The organism is Pigmentiphaga sp. H8 (assembly GCF_003854895.1).
GTDB lineage: Bacteria > Pseudomonadota > Gammaproteobacteria > Burkholderiales > Burkholderiaceae_B > Pigmentiphaga.
Window position 1 is genome coordinate 3,195,024 of record NZ_CP033966.1, and the last position, 17,228, is coordinate 3,212,251.

16 protein-coding genes and 1 tRNA gene are annotated in these 17,228 nt (G+C 66.9%); 1 reads left to right on the top strand and 16 read right to left on the bottom strand.

The window, feature by feature from the left end; genetic code table 11:
- Positions 1 to 73: 73 nt before the first annotated feature.
- The 12 genes from EGT29_RS15155 to EGT29_RS15210 all read right to left on the bottom strand — a co-directional run bounded on the left by EGT29_RS15155 (position 74) and on the right by EGT29_RS15210 (position 12,071).
- Positions 74 to 1,456, bottom strand: coding sequence for a malonyl-CoA decarboxylase domain-containing protein (locus EGT29_RS15155; RefSeq protein ID WP_124689770.1), 1,383 nt, complete (start codon positions 1,454 to 1,456; stop codon positions 74 to 76).
- 25 nt (positions 1,457 to 1,481) lie between these two features.
- Positions 1,482 to 2,165, bottom strand: coding sequence for a GntR family transcriptional regulator (locus EGT29_RS15160; RefSeq protein ID WP_124689771.1), 684 nt, complete (start codon positions 2,163 to 2,165; stop codon positions 1,482 to 1,484).
- 70 nt (positions 2,166 to 2,235) lie between these two features.
- Positions 2,236 to 3,900 (bottom strand): iron ABC transporter permease, encoded by a 1,665-nt coding sequence (locus tag EGT29_RS15165; protein WP_124689772.1) that lies wholly within the window; start codon positions 3,898 to 3,900, stop codon positions 2,236 to 2,238.
- A gap of 55 nt (positions 3,901 to 3,955) precedes the next feature.
- On the bottom strand, positions 3,956 to 4,918 hold the full coding sequence (locus EGT29_RS15170) for an ABC transporter substrate-binding protein (RefSeq protein WP_238159998.1): 963 nt from the start codon (positions 4,916 to 4,918) through the stop codon (positions 3,956 to 3,958).
- Positions 4,919 to 4,965: 47 nt separating this feature from the next.
- Positions 4,966 to 6,060: an ABC transporter ATP-binding protein gene (locus tag EGT29_RS15175; protein ID WP_124689774.1), complete on the bottom strand. Its 1,095-nt coding sequence runs from the start codon at positions 6,058 to 6,060 to the stop codon at positions 4,966 to 4,968.
- Between the two features lie 137 nt (positions 6,061 to 6,197).
- Positions 6,198 to 6,383: a hypothetical protein gene (locus EGT29_RS15180; protein ID WP_124689775.1), complete on the bottom strand. Its 186-nt coding sequence runs from the start codon at positions 6,381 to 6,383 to the stop codon at positions 6,198 to 6,200.
- A gap of 96 nt (positions 6,384 to 6,479) precedes the next feature.
- The gene (locus tag EGT29_RS15185; protein WP_124689776.1) at positions 6,480 to 7,289 is read right to left on the bottom strand and encodes a MetQ/NlpA family ABC transporter substrate-binding protein; all 810 of its coding nucleotides are present in this window, start codon (positions 7,287 to 7,289) and stop codon (positions 6,480 to 6,482) included.
- A gap of 59 nt (positions 7,290 to 7,348) precedes the next feature.
- Entirely contained in the window at positions 7,349 to 8,011 is a 663-nt protein-coding gene (locus EGT29_RS15190) for a methionine ABC transporter permease (protein ID WP_124689777.1), read from the bottom strand.
- Between the two features lie 2 nt (positions 8,012 to 8,013).
- Positions 8,014 to 8,859, bottom strand: a complete 846-nt coding sequence (locus EGT29_RS15195; RefSeq protein WP_124689778.1) for a methionine ABC transporter ATP-binding protein — start codon at positions 8,857 to 8,859, stop codon at positions 8,014 to 8,016.
- A 180-nt stretch (positions 8,860 to 9,039) separates the two neighbouring features.
- On the bottom strand, positions 9,040 to 11,127 hold the full coding sequence (locus tag EGT29_RS15200) for a TonB-dependent siderophore receptor (protein ID WP_238160457.1): 2,088 nt from the start codon (positions 11,125 to 11,127) through the stop codon (positions 9,040 to 9,042).
- A gap of 284 nt (positions 11,128 to 11,411) precedes the next feature.
- Positions 11,412 to 11,485 (bottom strand) — tRNA-Cys (locus EGT29_RS15205).
- A 151-nt stretch (positions 11,486 to 11,636) separates the two neighbouring features.
- Positions 11,637 to 12,071 carry a hypothetical protein gene (locus EGT29_RS15210; RefSeq protein WP_124689780.1) on the bottom strand — a complete coding sequence of 145 codons (435 nt, stop codon included), beginning with the start codon at positions 12,069 to 12,071 and terminating at the stop codon, positions 11,637 to 11,639.
- Positions 12,072 to 12,225: 154 nt separating this feature from the next.
- Between EGT29_RS15210 and EGT29_RS15215 the strand changes: the two genes are divergently transcribed.
- Complete coding sequence (locus tag EGT29_RS15215; protein ID WP_124689781.1) at positions 12,226 to 13,320, top strand: helix-turn-helix transcriptional regulator; 1,095 nt, start codon at positions 12,226 to 12,228, stop codon at positions 13,318 to 13,320.
- 20 nt (positions 13,321 to 13,340) lie between these two features.
- Here the strand turns inward: EGT29_RS15215 and EGT29_RS15220 are convergent, their stop codons facing one another.
- From EGT29_RS15220 to EGT29_RS15235, 4 genes are read right to left on the bottom strand one after another with little or no spacing between them, the layout of a single operon-like run.
- Positions 13,341 to 14,372 (bottom strand): ABC transporter ATP-binding protein, encoded by a 1,032-nt coding sequence (locus tag EGT29_RS15220; protein WP_124689782.1) that lies wholly within the window; start codon positions 14,370 to 14,372, stop codon positions 13,341 to 13,343.
- Positions 14,369 to 15,172, bottom strand: coding sequence for an ABC transporter permease (locus EGT29_RS15225; RefSeq protein WP_161567824.1), 804 nt, complete (start codon positions 15,170 to 15,172; stop codon positions 14,369 to 14,371). Before EGT29_RS15225 ends, EGT29_RS15220 begins: the two co-directional genes overlap by 4 nt.
- A complete protein-coding gene (locus EGT29_RS15230; protein WP_124689784.1) occupies positions 15,169 to 16,065 on the bottom strand; it encodes an ABC transporter permease in 897 nt (298 codons plus the stop codon). The genes EGT29_RS15225 and EGT29_RS15230 overlap by 4 nt, the downstream gene beginning before the upstream one ends.
- Positions 16,065 to 17,123: an extracellular solute-binding protein gene (locus EGT29_RS15235; protein WP_161567825.1), complete on the bottom strand. Its 1,059-nt coding sequence runs from the start codon at positions 17,121 to 17,123 to the stop codon at positions 16,065 to 16,067. The genes EGT29_RS15230 and EGT29_RS15235 overlap by 1 nt, the downstream gene beginning before the upstream one ends.
- Positions 17,124 to 17,228 lie beyond the last annotated feature (105 nt).

The following is a 17,228-nucleotide window of genomic DNA, read 5'->3' on the forward strand; positions in this document are numbered from 1 at the left end:
CCCGTCTCCTTTCTTGGTATGAAGGTACTACACGCTGGCTCTTGCCAGTTCTGATCGATTCTTTTCGCGCGCGTCAGAGCAGCCGGGCCACTCCCCTGCTCGTCTCGGGCTTCCCCTCGCCCAGCCGCGCCAGGTTGTCGTCGAGCGCATCCAGCTCGTACACGTAGTTGACCATCATGCCGCACGACTGGGCCCGGCCCTTGCGCGACGTGTCCGCCTTCCAGTTCAGCCGTTCGATGCGGGCGCCGTTGCCCAGGTGGAACCGCGCCACCGAATCGAGCGGCAGCGATCCCTTGCGCTCCACCAGGTAGCGGGCCGCCAGCCGCATGGCCACGGCCTGCACGGCCGGCGGCGCGGCCTCGTCGTCCACCGCCTGCTGAATGGCGGCCAGCACCTGCGGGCCGGTGGCCGCCTCCAGGCCGGCCTTTTCCTTGCGAACGATGGCGGCAAGGTCCTCGGCGCCGCGTTTCCTGACCCAGTCGCAAAAGCCCGGTATGGGCGAGAGCGTGGCGAAACGCTTGATCTTGGGCAGTTCGCCGTTCAGTTCCTCGATCACGCGCTTGAGCAGGAAGTTGCCGAAGCTGACGCCGCGCAAGCCCTGCTGGGTGTTGGAGATCGAATAGAAAATGGCCCAGCGCGCCTTGTCCAGGTTCTCCATGGGCGCGCCCTCGTCCAGCAGGCTCTGCACGTTGCCGGCCATGTCGGCACAGAACGCGACCTCGACGAAGATCAGCGGCTCGTTCGGCATGCGCGGGTGGAAGAACGCGTAGCAGCGGCGGTCGGAATCCAGGCGGTTGCGCAGATCGGTCCACGAGGCGATCTCGTGCACCGCCTCGTAGATGATGAGCTTCTCGAGCAGCGAGGCGGGCGAGTCCCAGGTGATGCGCCGCATCTCCAGCAGGCCCACGTCGAACCAGTTCGACAGCAAGCCCTCCAGGTCGCCGTCCAGCCCTTGCAGGGCGGGGATCTTCGCGCGCCAGGCCAGCATGTCGGTGCGCAGTTCCAGCAGGAAAGGCAGGCCGTCCGGCAACGCGTTCAAGCGCTTGAAGAAACGGACCCGGGCATGCGAGAGCGCGCGCGACAGATCGGAAGGCGTCTCCTTGCCGCCGGTCTCGGACGGCCCCGCCGACGAGGCACCCACTTCGGCCAGGAGTTCCAGCATGGCGCCGCGGCGCTGGGCGTCGGCGGCACGATAGGCCTCCTGCCAGGTCAACGCGGCGCGATTGGCCGCGACGTCGGTCAGGCGCGCCTGGAAACACGGCAGCAGCATGGCGCGCTGGCGGTTGGCCTCGCGCGTGGACAAGGCAACGGCCTCGCGGCCGGGCTCGGCGGCCCCCTGGGGCCGCCCTCCCAGCCATTTGCTCCAGCGGGCCAGCAGCGACTGGGTCGGCTGCGGATCGGGGGCCGGCGCGGCGGGCCGCGCATCGGCGGCATCTTGACGTTCGCTGTTCAACATGTCGCTCGTGTTCCTTCTGAAAGACTCAAGCCGATTGCCTGGACAGCGAGGCCATCAGGTCGGCGAAACGCTGTCCCTGCACCACGACATGGTCGCGCGCGCGCTCGGCGGCCAGGCCGGCATCGCCGGCCAGCAAGGCCTCGACGATGCCCTCGTGCTCGTCGTAGGACGTGGCGATGCGATCGCGCACGCGCAATTGCAGGCGGCGATACGGGCCCAGCCGGCGATGCAGCTTGATGGCTTCCTCGTTCAGGAACCCGTTGCAGCCCAGGCCGTAGATGGTGCGATGGAAAACTTCGTTCAGGTAGTAATAGGCGTTGGCGTCGCCCGCGTTGCGCGAAGCCTGGCAGGCGCGATGGGCCTCGAGCAGGCGGCGATGGTCGTCGGCCGTCATGCGCCGCGCGGCCAGCCGCGCGCACATGGCCTCGATTTCGCCCATCACGTCGAACATCTCGATCAGGCGCTGGGGGCCGATCTGCGCCACCAGCGCGCCCTTCCTGGGCCGCATCTCCACCAGTCCGGCCGAAGCCAGCTGGATCAGGGCCTCGCGTATGGGCGTGCGCGACACGCCGAAACGATTGGCCAGCACGGTCTCGTCCAGCGGATCCCCCGGCGACAGTTCGCCGACGGCGATCAGCTCTTCGATGGTTTCGCGCAGCGTCTCGGAGCGCTTTTTCTCGTTGCCGGAGGATGGGGGGCGGGATGACATGGAATCATCTTGCCCCATCCTTTTCTTGTATACAAGAGATTTTTATAAATACACACAAACAGGGGTCTGGTTACACACCGCGCGCCTGCCGCCGCTCCAGCCACAGGGTGGCCAGCAGCATCACCGTCGTGGTCAAGGCCACGGTGACCAGGCTCATCGCCATGCCCTGGCCCACCGAGCCCTGTTCGAACTGGCGCCAGATGAACAGCGATACCGTCTGCACGCCCGTGGGCGCGAGCAGCAGCGAAGCCACCAGCTCGCGCGAGGCCACCGCGAACACCAGCAGCATGGCGGCGACCAGGCTGGGCGCCAGCAGCGGCAGCAGGATGCGCGCCAGCGCCGTGACCGTGCCGGCGCCATGCACCCGGGCGGCGGCCTCCAGGTTGTCGCCGATCTGCATCAGCGCGGCGTGGGCATAGCGCACCGGGTACGGCAGCAGCAGGCAGCAATAGGCCAGCAGCAGAATGCCCCAGGTGTTGTAGGGCGTGGCCGGCCAGAAGGCCTGATTCCACGCCAGTATCAGGCCCACGCCGACCACCACGCCGGGCATGGTGTTGGGCAGCACGGCCAGGGCATCGAGCACCGCCCGGCCGCGCGTGCGGGTCTTGACCACGCAATAGGCCACCAGCACGCCGGTCAGCCCGGTCACGATGGCCGCGCCGGCACCCAGCATCAGGCTCGTGGCCAGCGCGCCCGAGGCTTCGCTGCCGCCGGCGGCGATGGCCTGGAAATGCGTCAGCGACAGGTTGCCGATGGCCAGGCCGCCCGACAGCGTGCGGCTGAATGCCGTCGCGGCGATGGCGAACAGCGGCGCGAACGTGGCCACCGCCACGATCGCGGCGAACAGCGCGGCGGCGGGCCAGCGCCAGGCGCCCAGCGGCAGGGTCTCGCCCCGCGCGGGCTTGCCCGTGGTGGTCTCGTAGCCCTTGCCCGTCAGCATGCGCCGCTGCCAGACGAAGGCCAGCATGGCCAGCGCGACCAGGATCAGCGACAGCACCGAGGCGCCGGGCAGGTCGATCGGCCACTCGGAGAAGCGCCGCTCGATGCCCGTCACCAGCACGAAGAAGCCGGCGTTGGCCGCCAGTGCGGCCGGCGTGCCGTACTCCTCGATCGCCATCGCGAACACCAGCAGCAGGCTCGCGGCGATGCCCGGCAGGGCCAGCGGCAGCGTGATGCGCCAGAAGCAGCGCCAGGCGCCCCCGCCGCATACCCGCCCCACCAGCGCCAAGCGGGAGCCCGACGCCGCCATGGTGCGGGAGACGGCGAAATAGACCACCGGCACCACGTTCAGCGTCATCACGAACACCACGCCGCCGAACGAGAACAGCGCCGGCCCGGCATGGATGCCCAGCAGCTGCTGCAGGTATCCGCGCGGCTGCAGCAGCATGATCCATCCCAACGCGCTGATATAGGGCGGGATCATGAAGGGCACCAGCATCAGCACGTCCCAGAGCTTGGCGCCGGGCAGATCGAACAGGCCGCGCAGCGTTCCCAGCGGGATGCCGATGGCCGCGGCGGCCAGCACCACGCAGGCGCCCAGCTTCAGCGTATTGATCGTCAGTTCGACCAGCTTGGGATCGGCCAGGACCCCCGCCAGGTGGGCCAGCGGCCGCGCCAGCGAGCCCTGGGCAAGCTCGGGGAAAACGGCCTGCAGCAGGACGAATCCCAGCGGCATGGCCACCAGGATACCCAAGGCGGACACCGCGGCCCCCACCAACAACGTGTTCGCGCGCATGGAGCCCGCCTCTTCCTCTTGCTAGCTATGTGGAATCACGCCCGACCGCGTCCGGTCACTTGCGGCCGAACAGTGTCGTGAAGCGCTCCAGCAGGGCCTGGCGGCCGGCACGCTGGGCTTCGTTCTCCACCGGCAGCGATTTGATGTCCTTGATCACCGGGCGCTTGGCCTGCACGTCCTGGCGGGCCGGGATCAGGTAGGTCGCGGCCACCCGCGCCTGGCCGGCGTCGGACAGCACGAAATCGATGAAGCGCTTGGCATCCTGCTGCTGGCGGCTGGACTTCAGGATCATCATCGGCCGGCCGGCGATCACCGTGCCGCTGGCGGGGAAGATGACCTCGATGCTCTCGCCCTTGGCCTGGTTGCCCAGCGCGACGTAGTCGACCGCGCCGAAGACGGCTGCCTTGGCGCCTTGCAAAACGGGATTCATCGCCTGCGCATTGGCGCCGGCAATGGCCATGTCGTTGCGCTTCAGATCGGCGAACAGGCGCCACGCATCGGCGCCGCGCGCCGATTGCAGGCCCGACAGCAGTTCCAGGGCGGTGCCCGACTGGGCCGGATCGGGCATGTTGACCAGCCCCTTGAACTCGGGCTTGGCCAGGTCGGCCCAGTCCGTCGGACGCGGCGTGCCGCTCTTGGTGTTCCAGGCGATGGCCAGCGCCGACAGGCCCTGGGCCACGTAGCTGGGGCCCTTGTACTCGGCCGGCACCTTCGCGGCATTGGGGCTGGCATAGGCCAGCAGCCAGCCGCGCTTGTGCAGGTCCAGGGCGCTGTCCCACGACGCCGAGATCACCACGTCGGCCTTCGGGTTCGAGGCTTCCGCCTCCAGCCGCGCCATCACCTTGCCGGTATCGGCCTGGAACACGTCGACCGAAACGCCGGTCTGCTTCTTGAAGTCGTCGGCCAGTTGCTTGATCAGTCCGGCCGGGCCGGCGGTATAGACCGTCAGGGCCTGGGCCTGGCCAGCGGCCAGCATCGCGCCGAACGCCAGCGCGCCGATCAGAGGCTTGATTTTCATCATCGAGATTCCTGAGTCGAGAAACGGCATATCGCCGGGGAAAAGCGTCACGCCGCCTGCGGAAACCAGCGCAGGCGGCTCCAGTCGAGGTCCAGCCCCACGGGGTGCTGGACAGGCATGCGTTGATCGGTCAGCCACGCCAGTTCGAAGGCATGGTGGTCGCTGCCCACGCGCACGGTCGTCGTGTAGTGCCCGCCGCGGAACCGCTGCGCGATCACATGGCCTCGCAGGGCGTGGCGTTCGCCCGCCTTCAGCGCGGCATGGGGAATGAAGAGATGGCCCGGCCCCGCCGGACCGCCGGCCAGGGGCACGGGGCAGACCAGTTCGAGGCCGCCGGCCAGTTGCCAGCCGCGTTCGGTGCGCACGCCGCTGCGCAGGGCGCCCAGTTTCAGGAACTCCACCACCTCGGGGCTGGCGGGTTCGCTCACCAGCAGTTCGGGCGCGGCGATCTGGCACACCTTGCCGGCCCGCATGACCGCCACCGTGTCAGCCAGCGAGAAGGCTTCCTCGTGGTCGTGGGTGACGTACACCGCCGTGGTGCCCAGCTCGCGCAGCAACAGTCCGATCTCGCCGCACAGGGTCTCGCGCAGATCCCGGTCGAGATTGGACAGTGGTTCGTCGAACAACAGCACCCGGGGCCGCGCCACCACGGCCCGCGCCAGCGCGACGCGCTGCTGCTGGCCACCCGACAGGCTGCCGGGCGAACGGTCTTCGCAGCCCGCCAGCCCCACCATGCCGAGCGCGCTCGCCACCCTCTCCGCCCGATCGCTTCGGGGCACGCCACGCACTTCCAGCGGGAAGGCCACGTTGGCCCCCACGGTCATGTGCGGCCACAGCGCGTAGTCCTGGAACACCATGCCCAGGCCGCGCCGCTCGGGGGGAACGAAGGTCCGGTCGTCCGCGACGGTGACACCGCCAATCCCGATGCGCCCCGCCACCGGGCGGCTCAGGCCGGCCAGCAGCTTGAGCAGCGTGGTCTTGCCGCAGCCGGACGGTCCCAGCAGGGCCAGCACCCTGCCCGGTTCGAGCCGGATGTCGATGCCGTCCAGGATGGTAGTGCCGGACAGGCGCTGTACCACGCCCTCGATATCGATGGCGGCACCGGAGGAAGAAGAATCGGAATGGGAAGCGGAATCGGACACGGGCGGACATGAACAGGAAACGCCGCCGTTCGCCGGCTCGCACGAGCCCGGCCACGGCGCCGTAGGATCGTGTAAATACTATGTCCGCCCGATGACCGGATCATGACAGCCGGTCGCCCCGCATCGGGGGCACCGGCTCAGAAGATCGACGTGATGGCGAAATGCTCGAGCACCGTGGGACACAGGGTGCCCAGCTTCGCGACCAGCCACATGAAACCGCACGAGAAACCGGCCAGCAGGGCCAGATCGCGCAAACGCTTGAGAAATACCGTCATGGGCCGATACTCCACGCCGTGGTATTCCATGGTTGCAGAACCTCTCATGATTGCGAAAATCCGCGACGTGAGTCTATCCGCCCCCGCCGCGAATCACCATATCCGTAAGGTCGTACTCCAAAAACGTGAAAACGCCCGCGCCGATCACAAGCCCGCCGGGCGGACATAGCCCGGGAAGTCCTTGTCCAGCACGCTCTTGAAGAACGGCGACTTGAACGCGGCGGCCAGGTCCTTGGCCCATGGCTTGCCCTGGTCCGCGCGGCGGATCGCCACGACCTGCTGGAATTGCACGGGCGGCGTCTCCAGCGCCACCGCGCTGGTCAGTTTCAGGCCCGAAGCGATGGCGAAGTTGCCCGGCACCACGGCGAACTCCACGTCGCCCACGGTACGCGGCAGCTGCGCGGCCTCGACGGGCTGCAGCCTGACCTTCCTGGGATTGCTGGCCAGGTCCTTTTCCGTGACCCGCAGCGGATCCACGTCGGCCTTCACCGTGATCACCCGATTCTGCTGCAGCAGCAACAGGGCGCGCGCCAGGTTGCTCGGATCGTTGGGCAGCGTGAAGCGGTCGCCCTCCTTCACGTCGGCCAGGCTCTTGCGCGACTTCGAGTAAATGCCCATGGGCGCGGTCGTGCTTTGCACCAGGTCGACCAGGTCCAGCTTCTGGTCCGCCTTGAATCGGTTCAGGTAGGCGATGTGCTGGAACAGGTTGGCGTCCAGCGAGCCTTGCGCCAGGGCCAGGTTGGGCTGCACGTAATCGTTGAACTCGACCAGCTTGACCTTGTAGCCCTGCTTTTCGAGTTGAGGCACGATGCCGAGCTTGAGCACGTCGTAGTTGTAGCCGGCGGTCGCGCCGAAAACGAGGTCCTTCTTGGCGGGGTCGGCGGCGTGGGCGGCGGCGCCCAGGGCCAGGACGGCGGCGGCCGTGCCAAGGATGAAAGTGCGGCGTAGAGTCATGATGAGTCCCGGAAATGAATGCCGGCACGGCCAGCCGTGCCTTCGACGGAAAGAAAGAGTCAGCGTTTGTCCAGCCTGTGGGCCAGCGCGTTGCCGCCGAACTGGATGATCTGCACCAGCACGATCAGCAGCGCGACGGTCAGCAGCATGACGTCGGTCTGGAAGCGGTAATAGCCATAGCGGATGGCCAGGTCGCCGATGCCGCCCCCGCCCACTACCCCGGCAATGGCCGAATAGGACAGGAAGCTGACCGCCAGCACGGTCAGCGCCAGGATCAGTCCGGACCGGGCTTCCCGCACCAATACGCGCCAGACGATCTGCAGCTCGGAGGCGCCCATGGCGTGCGCGGCCTCGATCACGCCGCGCGGCACCTCGCGGATGCTCTGCTCCACCAGGCGTGCGAAGTACGGGATGGCGGCCACGGACAGCGGCACCGACGCGGCCAGCGGGCCGATGGACGTCCCCACCACCACGCGCGTGATGGGCACCAGCGCGACCAGCAGGATGATGAAAGGAAAGGACCGCACGGTGTTGACGATCCAGCTCAGCACCAGATAGGCGGGTCGGTTCTCCAGCGACTGCCCGGGACCCAGCAGGAACAGCAGCACGCCCAGCGGGCCGCCGATCAGGATCGCGGCGGCCAGGCCGATGCCCAGCATCATGAAGGTCTGGCCGATGGCGACCCAGAGTTCGGGAAGAATGGCGAGGATATTGTCGGACATGGTCAGGCGGCCCGGGTAGTCGGCTCCGCCGCCTGGGCGATGCGGGCGGCGTGTTCTTTCAGGATGTCTTCGCGCACCTGCTCCTGGGCCAGCTCGCGGCCCAGCGCGCTCAGGCGCGGCGTGGTCTGGTCGCCCACGTCGAAGCGCTCGACCAACTGGCCGTTCTCGAGCACCGCGACGTGGTCGCACAAGGCATGCACCACGTGCAGTTCATGGGTGACGATGATGATGGTCACGCCCAGCCGCTGGTTGATCTCGCGCAGCGTGTCCAGCACCGAACGCGTGGTCTCGGTATCCAGCGCGGAGGTCGGTTCGTCGCACAGCAGCACCTTGGGGTGCGGCGCCAGGGCGCGCGCGATCGCCACGCGCTGCTTCTGCCCGCCGGACAACTGCGCGGGATGGTTGTGCAGCTTGTCGGTCAGGCCCACCACGGCCAGGCACTCCCGCACGCGGGCCTCGATCTCGGCCCGGCTGCGGTTGCCGTGCAGTTTCAGCGGGAAGGCCACGTTCTCGTAGACGCTGGCGTTCTGCAGCAGGTTGAACTGCTGGAAGATCATGCCTATGCCCTGCCGGGTCTCGCGCAGCTCGCGCTTGGAGAGCCGGGTCAGGTCGCGGCCGTCCACCAGCACCTGGCCGGCGTCCGGACGCTCCAGCAGGTTGATCATGCGCAGCAGCGTCGACTTGCCGGCGCCGCTCTTGCCAATCAGGCCGAAGATGCGCCCTTCGGCCATGTCCAGCGACACGGACTTCACAGCTTCGAACGCCCGCCCGTCGGGCAGCTTGAACGTCTTGCTGACCGCTTCGAGCCGGATCAGCGGCGATGCGGAAGGAGAGGAATTCTGGTTCATAGAAAAAGACGAGGCGGCTGGCTCCCGCCCGGAAGTGGCGCGGGAACACGGTGGCCGCCAATGTAACATCGCAGTATGAGGCAAGTGCCCTGCGCCAGGAACGACGCATTTTTCCTATATATATTCTATTTCCTTATTAAGCCCTGCGTTCATTCGACAAAAAACGCATAAGCCGCCAACTCAGAATTTCAGCGTCATCCCCAAGGCCAGCGCGCGCGGATAGCCCGGTTTCACATAGTCCGCGTACTGGAATTCCCAGTACCGCTTGTCGGCCAGATTGGTGATGGCCGCGCGGAAGACCGTGTCGTAGCCGCCCAGGCGGGTCTCGTAGCTGGCGCCGACGTTGACGATGGTGTAGCCCGAGACCCTCACGTCGTTGGCCGGACGCAGCATCGTGCTGCCGGTGTACTTGAAATCGGCCCGCAGCCTGAGCCCCTGCACCTGCGGCACGCTGTAGACCACCTGCCCGGCCGCGACGAAACGCGGCGCGCCGGCGACACGCTTGCCGTTGTAGTCCGAACCCTTGCGGTACTCCGAATCCAGCAGCATCAGGTTGCCGCCCACGGTCCAGGCCCCCGCCCTTTTCGAGGCGCCCAGCTCCAGGCCCTGATAGACCGACAAGCCGTCCTGCACCAGCACGTTGCCGGCGTTCGCATATTCGGCGCCGCGCTCGATGCGGAACAAGGCGGCGGTGGCGGCCCAGCCTCTGCGCTCGGTCTTGACGCCGACCTCGTACTGCTTGCTCGTAAGCGGCCCCAGCGTCTGGCCGCGGTTCGCATAGGCATTGCCCACCGTCGCGCCCTGTTCCAGCGACTCGACATAGCTGGCATAGGCCATGGTCTGCGCATCGGGCTTGAACATCACCGCCACCGTGGGCGTCACGCTGCTCTTGTCATATAGCGCGGACATGGCGCCGTCCGGCGTATAGCCCTCCTGCCTGAACTTGGTGTAGCGCACGCCCGCCAGCACCGACCAGCGATCCGACAGCTTGACGGTATCGCTGGCGAACAGCGCCTTCTGCGTGATCTCGCCGGCCCGGTACAGGTCGAGCCCGCCCTGCGGATGGTAGGAAATGACGTTCTGCGACCCGAGCGAACCCGTCCCCATCTGCTGGTACACGCTGTTCAGGCTGTAGTCGTTCTTCTGCTGCTGCCACGACGTACCCAGCACGACCTGGTGCTCCAGCGCGCCCGTCGAGAAACTGCCTTGCACCATGGCCTGCCACTGGTCGTAGGCATAACGCTCCGCATAGTCCGACCGAACGTCCTGATAGTTGCCGCCGCTGTCCGTCAGGAACAGCACCGATTCGCTGCGGCGGGTCCGGGTCGAACTGTGGCTGTAGGTCGTGCTGAGCTTCCAGTCCGGCGCAAGCCGGTACGTCAGCCCGGTCGAATGGAACTGGAACTCGTTGTTCACGAACGTGCCGTCCCCGACCAGCGTGCGGTCGTTGTCGCGCACGGGCCGCGGCAGCACCGTCCCGACCAGCTTGGACGTATTGATCGTCGGCTCCTGTCCGACGACCTTCTTGTTCTGGTAAAGCGATTGGAAATCCCAGGTCAGGCGGTCGGTCAGCTTCAGGTCCAGCGCCAGCGACACGGCATTGCGCTTCAGGGAACCGTCGTTGTAGAGATCGCCCTGTTCATGCGTCGCGTTCAGCCGGTAGCCGAAACGATCGTCCTCGCCCGCCCTGCCGCCCAGGTCCACGTGCTGGCGCCAGACATTGCCGGACGAGAATCCCAGGCTCACGCTGCGCACCGGCTGGGCGGTCGGCCGCTTCGTCACGTAGTTGACGACGCCGCCCGGCGAGCCGAAGCCGTACATGAACCCCGACGCTCCCTTGAGCAGTTCGACTTGCTCGAAGTGTTCGTAGGGCGGCGTCGTGGCGTAGCTCAGGAAAGGCTTGCCGTCGATGCGAAAGGCGTTCTGCCAGTCCAGCTGCAGCCCGCGCACGGTCAGGTAGCTGGCCCAGGCGCCGTGGGCGCCGCTGTTGTCCGATACCGAGGCGTCCGTCGCGAACAGGTCCCCCAGCTTCACGATGGGCCGATCGTCCAGGTCGCCGCGAGTGACCACGGTGGTCGAGAACGGCGTCTCGAGCTGCGTCAGATTGCCCAGCGCGCCGGCATTGACCGGCGCTTCCAGGTCATGCAGCGTGGCCGACTCGCCCGTCGCGGTGACCGAGATGGTGGGAAGCTGCTGGGCGGTTTCCGGTAGCTTGTCCTGGTCTCTGGCGGGGTCATCGGCGGAGGCCGCCCGGGCCGCGAAGGCCAGGGATAGCGCGAGGACGAGAACGGAGTGACGGGGGCGGACGGCGCTGGCGTGACCGGCTTGGCGATCTTGGTGGAGGGAAGTATGCAACGGGGTTCTCGAGTAGGGAAAATGAGTTATCATTTACGCAAATCATAATGATAAACGTTTTCATTTAACTTAAAGCGTTCCCCTTAAACCTTTCTGGAACCGAGCCTGTCCGCTCGATCGCCCCCGTTGATACAAGCGGCAGCGACGCGCAAAAGAAAATCGCCGCCCCTTGCGGGAACGGCGATTTCAGATAAAGCTGGAGGCGCGTGGCGGAGTCGAACCGCCCTCAACGGATTTGCAATCCGGTGCATAACCGCTTTGCTAACGCGCCATGGCGAACAAGGTTCGCAATTCGTCTTCCCTTTTCCGCCCATGGGTTTTGCACGGCATGCAAAAGGGCTTTGCTGGAAAGAGCCCGCTATTCTACACGAAGCCACGCTTGTGTGCGAGGCATCGCCCGCCCCGGGCTTGCGGCCTTTCCGCTAGGGCTTCCGGCGGGCACGCATCACCTCGATATTCGCCCGCTGCTCGGGAGTGAAAGAGGACTGCCCTTGCGGGTCGGCGGCCCGTTCGGTGGCCAGGTACATGCCGGCGTGCAGCGCGGCCAGCATCGCGGTGGCGTATTCCTTTCCGGTCAGCCGCTGGCGCGCCAGCGCGGAACGCACGCGCGGCCGGGCCTCGAGCTTGCGCGCGATGTCCTCGACCGACTCGGCGTCATCGTCATCGTCGTCCGCCGCTTTCAGGTCCTTCAATTCGGCCGCCACCGCGTCCATGCGATCGAGCAAGGCGGGAGTCAGGCGAAAGCGGGCCGGGTCCGCGCCATCGGCGGCGCGGGCGGTGCCCGCGGCCAGGCAGGCGCTCAGGGCAATGACGGCGGAGGCGGCCGCCAGGGAAAGAAAACGGGTGCTTGGCAACATGACGATGAATACCTTGGAAAAAACCCGAGCAGCCTAACCAAACCCGCCTTCGCCCACCCCACCCCGCCGGGATAGGGTGTCGTGGCCGGCGCACGCAGGTGCCGGGACGCGGCGGCTCGGGTACGATCGGGATTCCCCATCGCTTCCGACCGACATGTCCCTGCCTCGCTCGACCGGCCATGCTCTTGCTCGCCTGCACCAGCTGGCATGCCTGGACGTGGGCGGTCCGCAACTGATCCAGCCCTTGCTGGAGACCCTGCATCCGCTGATCGGGTTCGAGTCGGGCGGCTATTTCTATCCGGACCACCACAACGGACTGGAAGCGCACATGGAGGATGCCGACGTGCAGGCCTCGGTGCCTGAGCATTTCGATCCGCGCATCCTGCGCAGCGAAAACGAGATGTTCCACAACAGCCTGCGCCAGGCGCGCGACATCGAGCTGCACGGCCACGGCCCGCGTACCATGGGCCAGATGCTCAGGGCGTCCCATGTCGACCTGCGGCGCAGCGATTACTACAACGTGGTGATGCGCCCCGCGCGGGTGGCCGACTGGCTGTGCCTGGCGCTGCGCGCGCCGCAGGGCCAGGGCGTGGGCATGCTGTTCCTGTTCCGGCCGCCTGGCGCGCAACCGTTCCAGCCGGAAGAAATCGCGACGCTGGCGCGGCTCGAATCGCATCTGGCGCATGCCTTGCGGCAGGGCGAACGGGATGCGGACGACAGCGAGGTCCATCGCCAGGGACTGCTGGTCGCCACCCCGGAGGGCCGGCCCTTGTGGATTTCCCCCGACGCCGAAGCCCTCATGCCGCTGGCCTTCGGCTGGCGCTGGCGCCGCGGCGCCGCGTTGCCCCCTGTGCTGCAATCGCTGGTGCAGCGGCTGACGCCGCGGACGGGCACCGCCTGCCCGCCACCGCAGCAGGAACTGTCCAACGCCCACGGCTGGTTCTCGCTGCGGGCCACGCATCTGGCGGCGGCCTCCGGCGACGAGGATGCCGTCGGGATCCACATCACGCAGCGCGTGCCGCGCGGCCTGCGGCTATGGTCGGCCTTGCTCGCGCTGCGGCTGCCGCCACGTCAGCACGAACTGGCGTACTGGCTGGCGCGCGGCATGCCCGAATCGCAGATCGCCCGGCGCCTGGGCATCAGCGCCAACACGGTGGTCTATCACCGACGCCAGCTCTACAACCGCCTGGGCGCCGGCAACCGCGCCGAACTGCTGGCCCGGCTGGAACCGGGCGGCACGTTTCGCTAGGTCTTGGCGGGCTCGGCCCGTCATGGCGATACCCGCACCAGGCTCTCGGCGGGCACGCCGAACCGGATCCTGTCGTTTTCGCGGATCGTCTCGTCCCGGAAGGCGCTCATGTCGATGAGCAGGCTGTCGCGGGTCTCGGCGATCTCGACCTCGGCCAGGCGAGCCGAGCCGTGGAAATAGATCGAGCGGACCTTGCCGGCAAATTCGAGCCCATCGGCCCCGCCGGGTTTGCGAACAGCCTCGGGCCGGAAAAAGAGCGGTTTGCCGCCGTCATCGAACAGCGCGTCGGCCCCGGCGCGCACCGCGATCGGCGAACCGGGCCTGAGCAGGTTGCCGCGGCCGATGAATCCGGCGACGAACTCGGTGGCCGGGCAGTTGTACAAGGTCTCGGGCGCGGCGCACTGCTCGATCTTCCCTCCGTACATGACGGCGATCCGGTCCGACATCAGCAACGCCTCTTCCTGGTCGTGCGTCACGAATATGGTCGTGATGCCCAGCGAACGTTGAAGCATCCGTATCTCGCGTTGCAGCTCCTCGCGCAGCTTGCGGTCCAGGGCGCTGAAAGGCTCGTCCAGCAGCAGCACGTCCGGGCGGATAGCCAGCGCCCGCGCCAACGCGACGCGCTGCTGCTGCCCGCCGCTCAGGCGCTTGATGTCGCGGTCGGCGAATGCCGACATGTGCACCAGTTCCAGCATTTCCCCGGCGACGCGCTTGCGCTCCTCGGCCTTCACCTTGCGCATGCGCAATCCGTACTCGACGTTTTCCCGGACGCTGAGGTGGGGAAACAGCGCATAAGCCTGGAAGACGATACCGATGTCGCGCCGCTCGGGCGGCAGATGGTCGACGCGCTTGCCGCGGATATGGATTGCTCCGGCGTCGGCGCGCTCGAAGCCCGCGATCATCATGAGCGTCGTGCTTTTCCCGCAGCCGCTCGGCCCGAGCAGCGAAACAAACTCGCCTTTCCGTATCGTCAGGTCAATGCCGTCGACAGCTCTCGCGCTGCCGAAGTTCTTCACGAGGGAATCCAGTACGAGGTCTTGGGAATGGGTCATGCAAGGGCTCCGGACTTCGCCGCGCGCACGGCGAATCCAATGAAAAGCGCGATGATGATCAGTTGGACCATCGAGAACGCGGCCACGCCGGGATCGAAGTTGTATTGCATGTAGTTGAAGACCGCGACCGGGACGGTGATGTTGTCCGCGGTGGTGACGAACAGCGATACCGGGATGTTGACGAAGGACACGATGAACGCGAAGGCGGCCCCCGCCTTCAGGCCCGGCATCATCAAAGGCAGGGTGATCGTGAAGAACGTACGCAGCGGACCCGCCCCCAGGCTGCGCGCCCCCCGCTCATAGGACATGGGCATGTCCGCCAGCACCGCGACCGAGGTGCGCAGCACATAGGGCGCGCCGATGACGGCATGGCCGAAGATCAGCGTATCCAGGCCCAGCCGCAGTCCCAGGTGTGTCCATAGCAGCAACAGCGCGACGCCGTAGACGATCCACGGCACCGTCAGCGACGACATCAGCATCGCGTACAGGACGCCCCTGCCCCGAAACCTGAAGCGCGTGACCAGGATGGCAGCGGGAACCGCGACCAGCACCGCTATCGCGGTGGAAGCCAGGGCCACGATCAGGCTGTTCTTGAACGACAGCAGGAAGTTCGCGTTGTCCGGCAGCGATCGATACCACTCCAGGTGCAGACCCTTGGGCGGGAAACCGATGTGGGACGAGGTGTCGAACGAGATCAGCGCCACGACCGCAAGCGGGAACACCAGCAAAAGGCAGATTCCCACGATGTAGGCATTGAACAGTCGGCTGCCGGCGCGGCCGGGTGCCGAGAGGGTATTCATGCTGGATCTCCCTGGCCCCCGGAGCGGTTGAAGTAGCGCAACTGCACGAAAAGCACGGCCAGGGCGATCACCGTCAGGATCACCGACAACGCCGCCGCGCTGGCCTGGTCGTTCGCCACGCCGATCTGTTCCCATATCGCCACCGGCAACATGACGGTGCTGGATCCGCCCAGCAGCAGCGGGATGACGAAGGCGCCGCAACTCTGCATGAAGACGATGAGCATGCCCGCGGCCAGGCCTTCGAAGCTCAGCGGCAGCGTGATCGTAAGAAACACCTTCCACCTGGGCGCCCCCAGGCTGCGCGCGGCGGACTCCACCTGCGCGGGTATCCCCCGGATGACGCTTTCGAGCGGCAGCACCATGAAGGTGAAGCTGACGTGCACGAGCCCGATCACCACGGCGGTCGCGCCATAGGCCAGCGGTAGCGGCTCGGACACCAGACCGAAATTCAGCAGCGTGCTGTTGACCACGCCGGCGCGGCCCAGCACGATCAACCAGCCTATCGTGAGCATGTTCATGCCGACCGCGAGCGGCGTGAAGGTGATCAGGTAGGCGGTGCCTGTCCAGCGGCTGGGCGAGCGTGCCAGGAACATGGCCAGCGGATAGGCCAGCACCGCGCTGATCGCGGCCACGCCGGCGCTGACCGCCAGCGTGAACCCCAGGACACGCCAGAAATAGGCGGAGCCCAGGACGGCGACATACTTGGCCGCGCTGATACCGGCGAACTCGCCGATACCGCCCTCGTTCACGCTGACAGCCAGGGTCAGCAGCCCGGGCAGGACGAAGCCCGCCAGCATCAGCAGGGCCATGGGCAGGCCCAGCAGCAGCCGCGGGGACACGGGGCGCGGCTCGGGTCCCGGCCGCGCGGGCGCGGATATCGCGTGCGTGGACATCAGCCGCGCATCTCCGCATTCCAGCGCGCCATGATTTCCGGCGTCGCCTTGATGAGTTCCTTCATGTCCGGCACCACCCCTTCCGACACGGGCATGATGCGGGCCCGCGTCGCCTCGGGAATGACGACCTTGGGATTCGTGGGCGTGTACTGGATCGTCTGGTAGTACTTGAGCAGGGGCTCGGGATCCAGCAGCGTATTGACCCAGGCGAAGGCAAGCTCCGTGTTGCCGCCCTTGACCACTTGCGCCGGCACGAGCGAGAACAAGGTGTTCGGCCCCAGGCGCGTGAAGTCGAGCGCCTTGTCGCCACTGTCCATCATCGCGTAGACGCGGCCGTCCCAGATCCAGCCGATCTCGGCGTCGCGGGACACGATCAGGCGCTCGGCCTCGATGGCCGTCCCCCAGAACTTGACCACATAGGGCCGCATCTTGCGCAGCGCCGCGAAGGCCGGATCGAGGTTGGACATCGAACCGCCCAGCGAGGTGGCCAGGTGCCAGACGAGTTCCGGGGTCCACGGATATGAGATGTCCGGAAAGGCGATGCGCTTGCCGAACTCCCCCTTCCCCGCGCGTTCCAGGAATTCCGGCCAGGTCCTGGGTATCTGCTTGATCTTGTTCTTGTCGTACCAGATGCCGGACGAGCCGTACTGGTACGACACCCCGTAGTCGTCCCAGGTCTGGCGAAACACCGCTGGAATGTCGGCCAGATGGGGCACCTTGTCCACCGTCAGCTTCAGGACCCGCCCCTTGCCGATCAGGTCCATGGCCAGGACTTCGCTGTTGTCCACGGCGTCCAGGGGCGGATGCGCGGGCTGCGCCAGGATCTGGGAGGTCCATTGTGCCGGCCCGCCCGACACGATGCGGACATCCGCGCCGGTCCGCTTCTTGAACAGCGGCGCGAAATGCGTGCGGATGGATTGCTCCCACCGCCCACCCAGGCTGGTCACCGTCACGACCTTGTCATCGGCATGCACCAGGCCCGGACGCACGCCCGCGGCAAGGGCGCCTGCCCCAACGACAGAGGAAAGAAAACTGCGGCGGGAAATCAATCGGCTCATGTGAACTCCGGCGGCGAAGGGAGGAATGGCCTGCCTGGGCACAACACGTTGCACAAAGGCGGGCCGCGCTGTCGACTCCGCCGCATCCCCTATCGGGAATCGTGG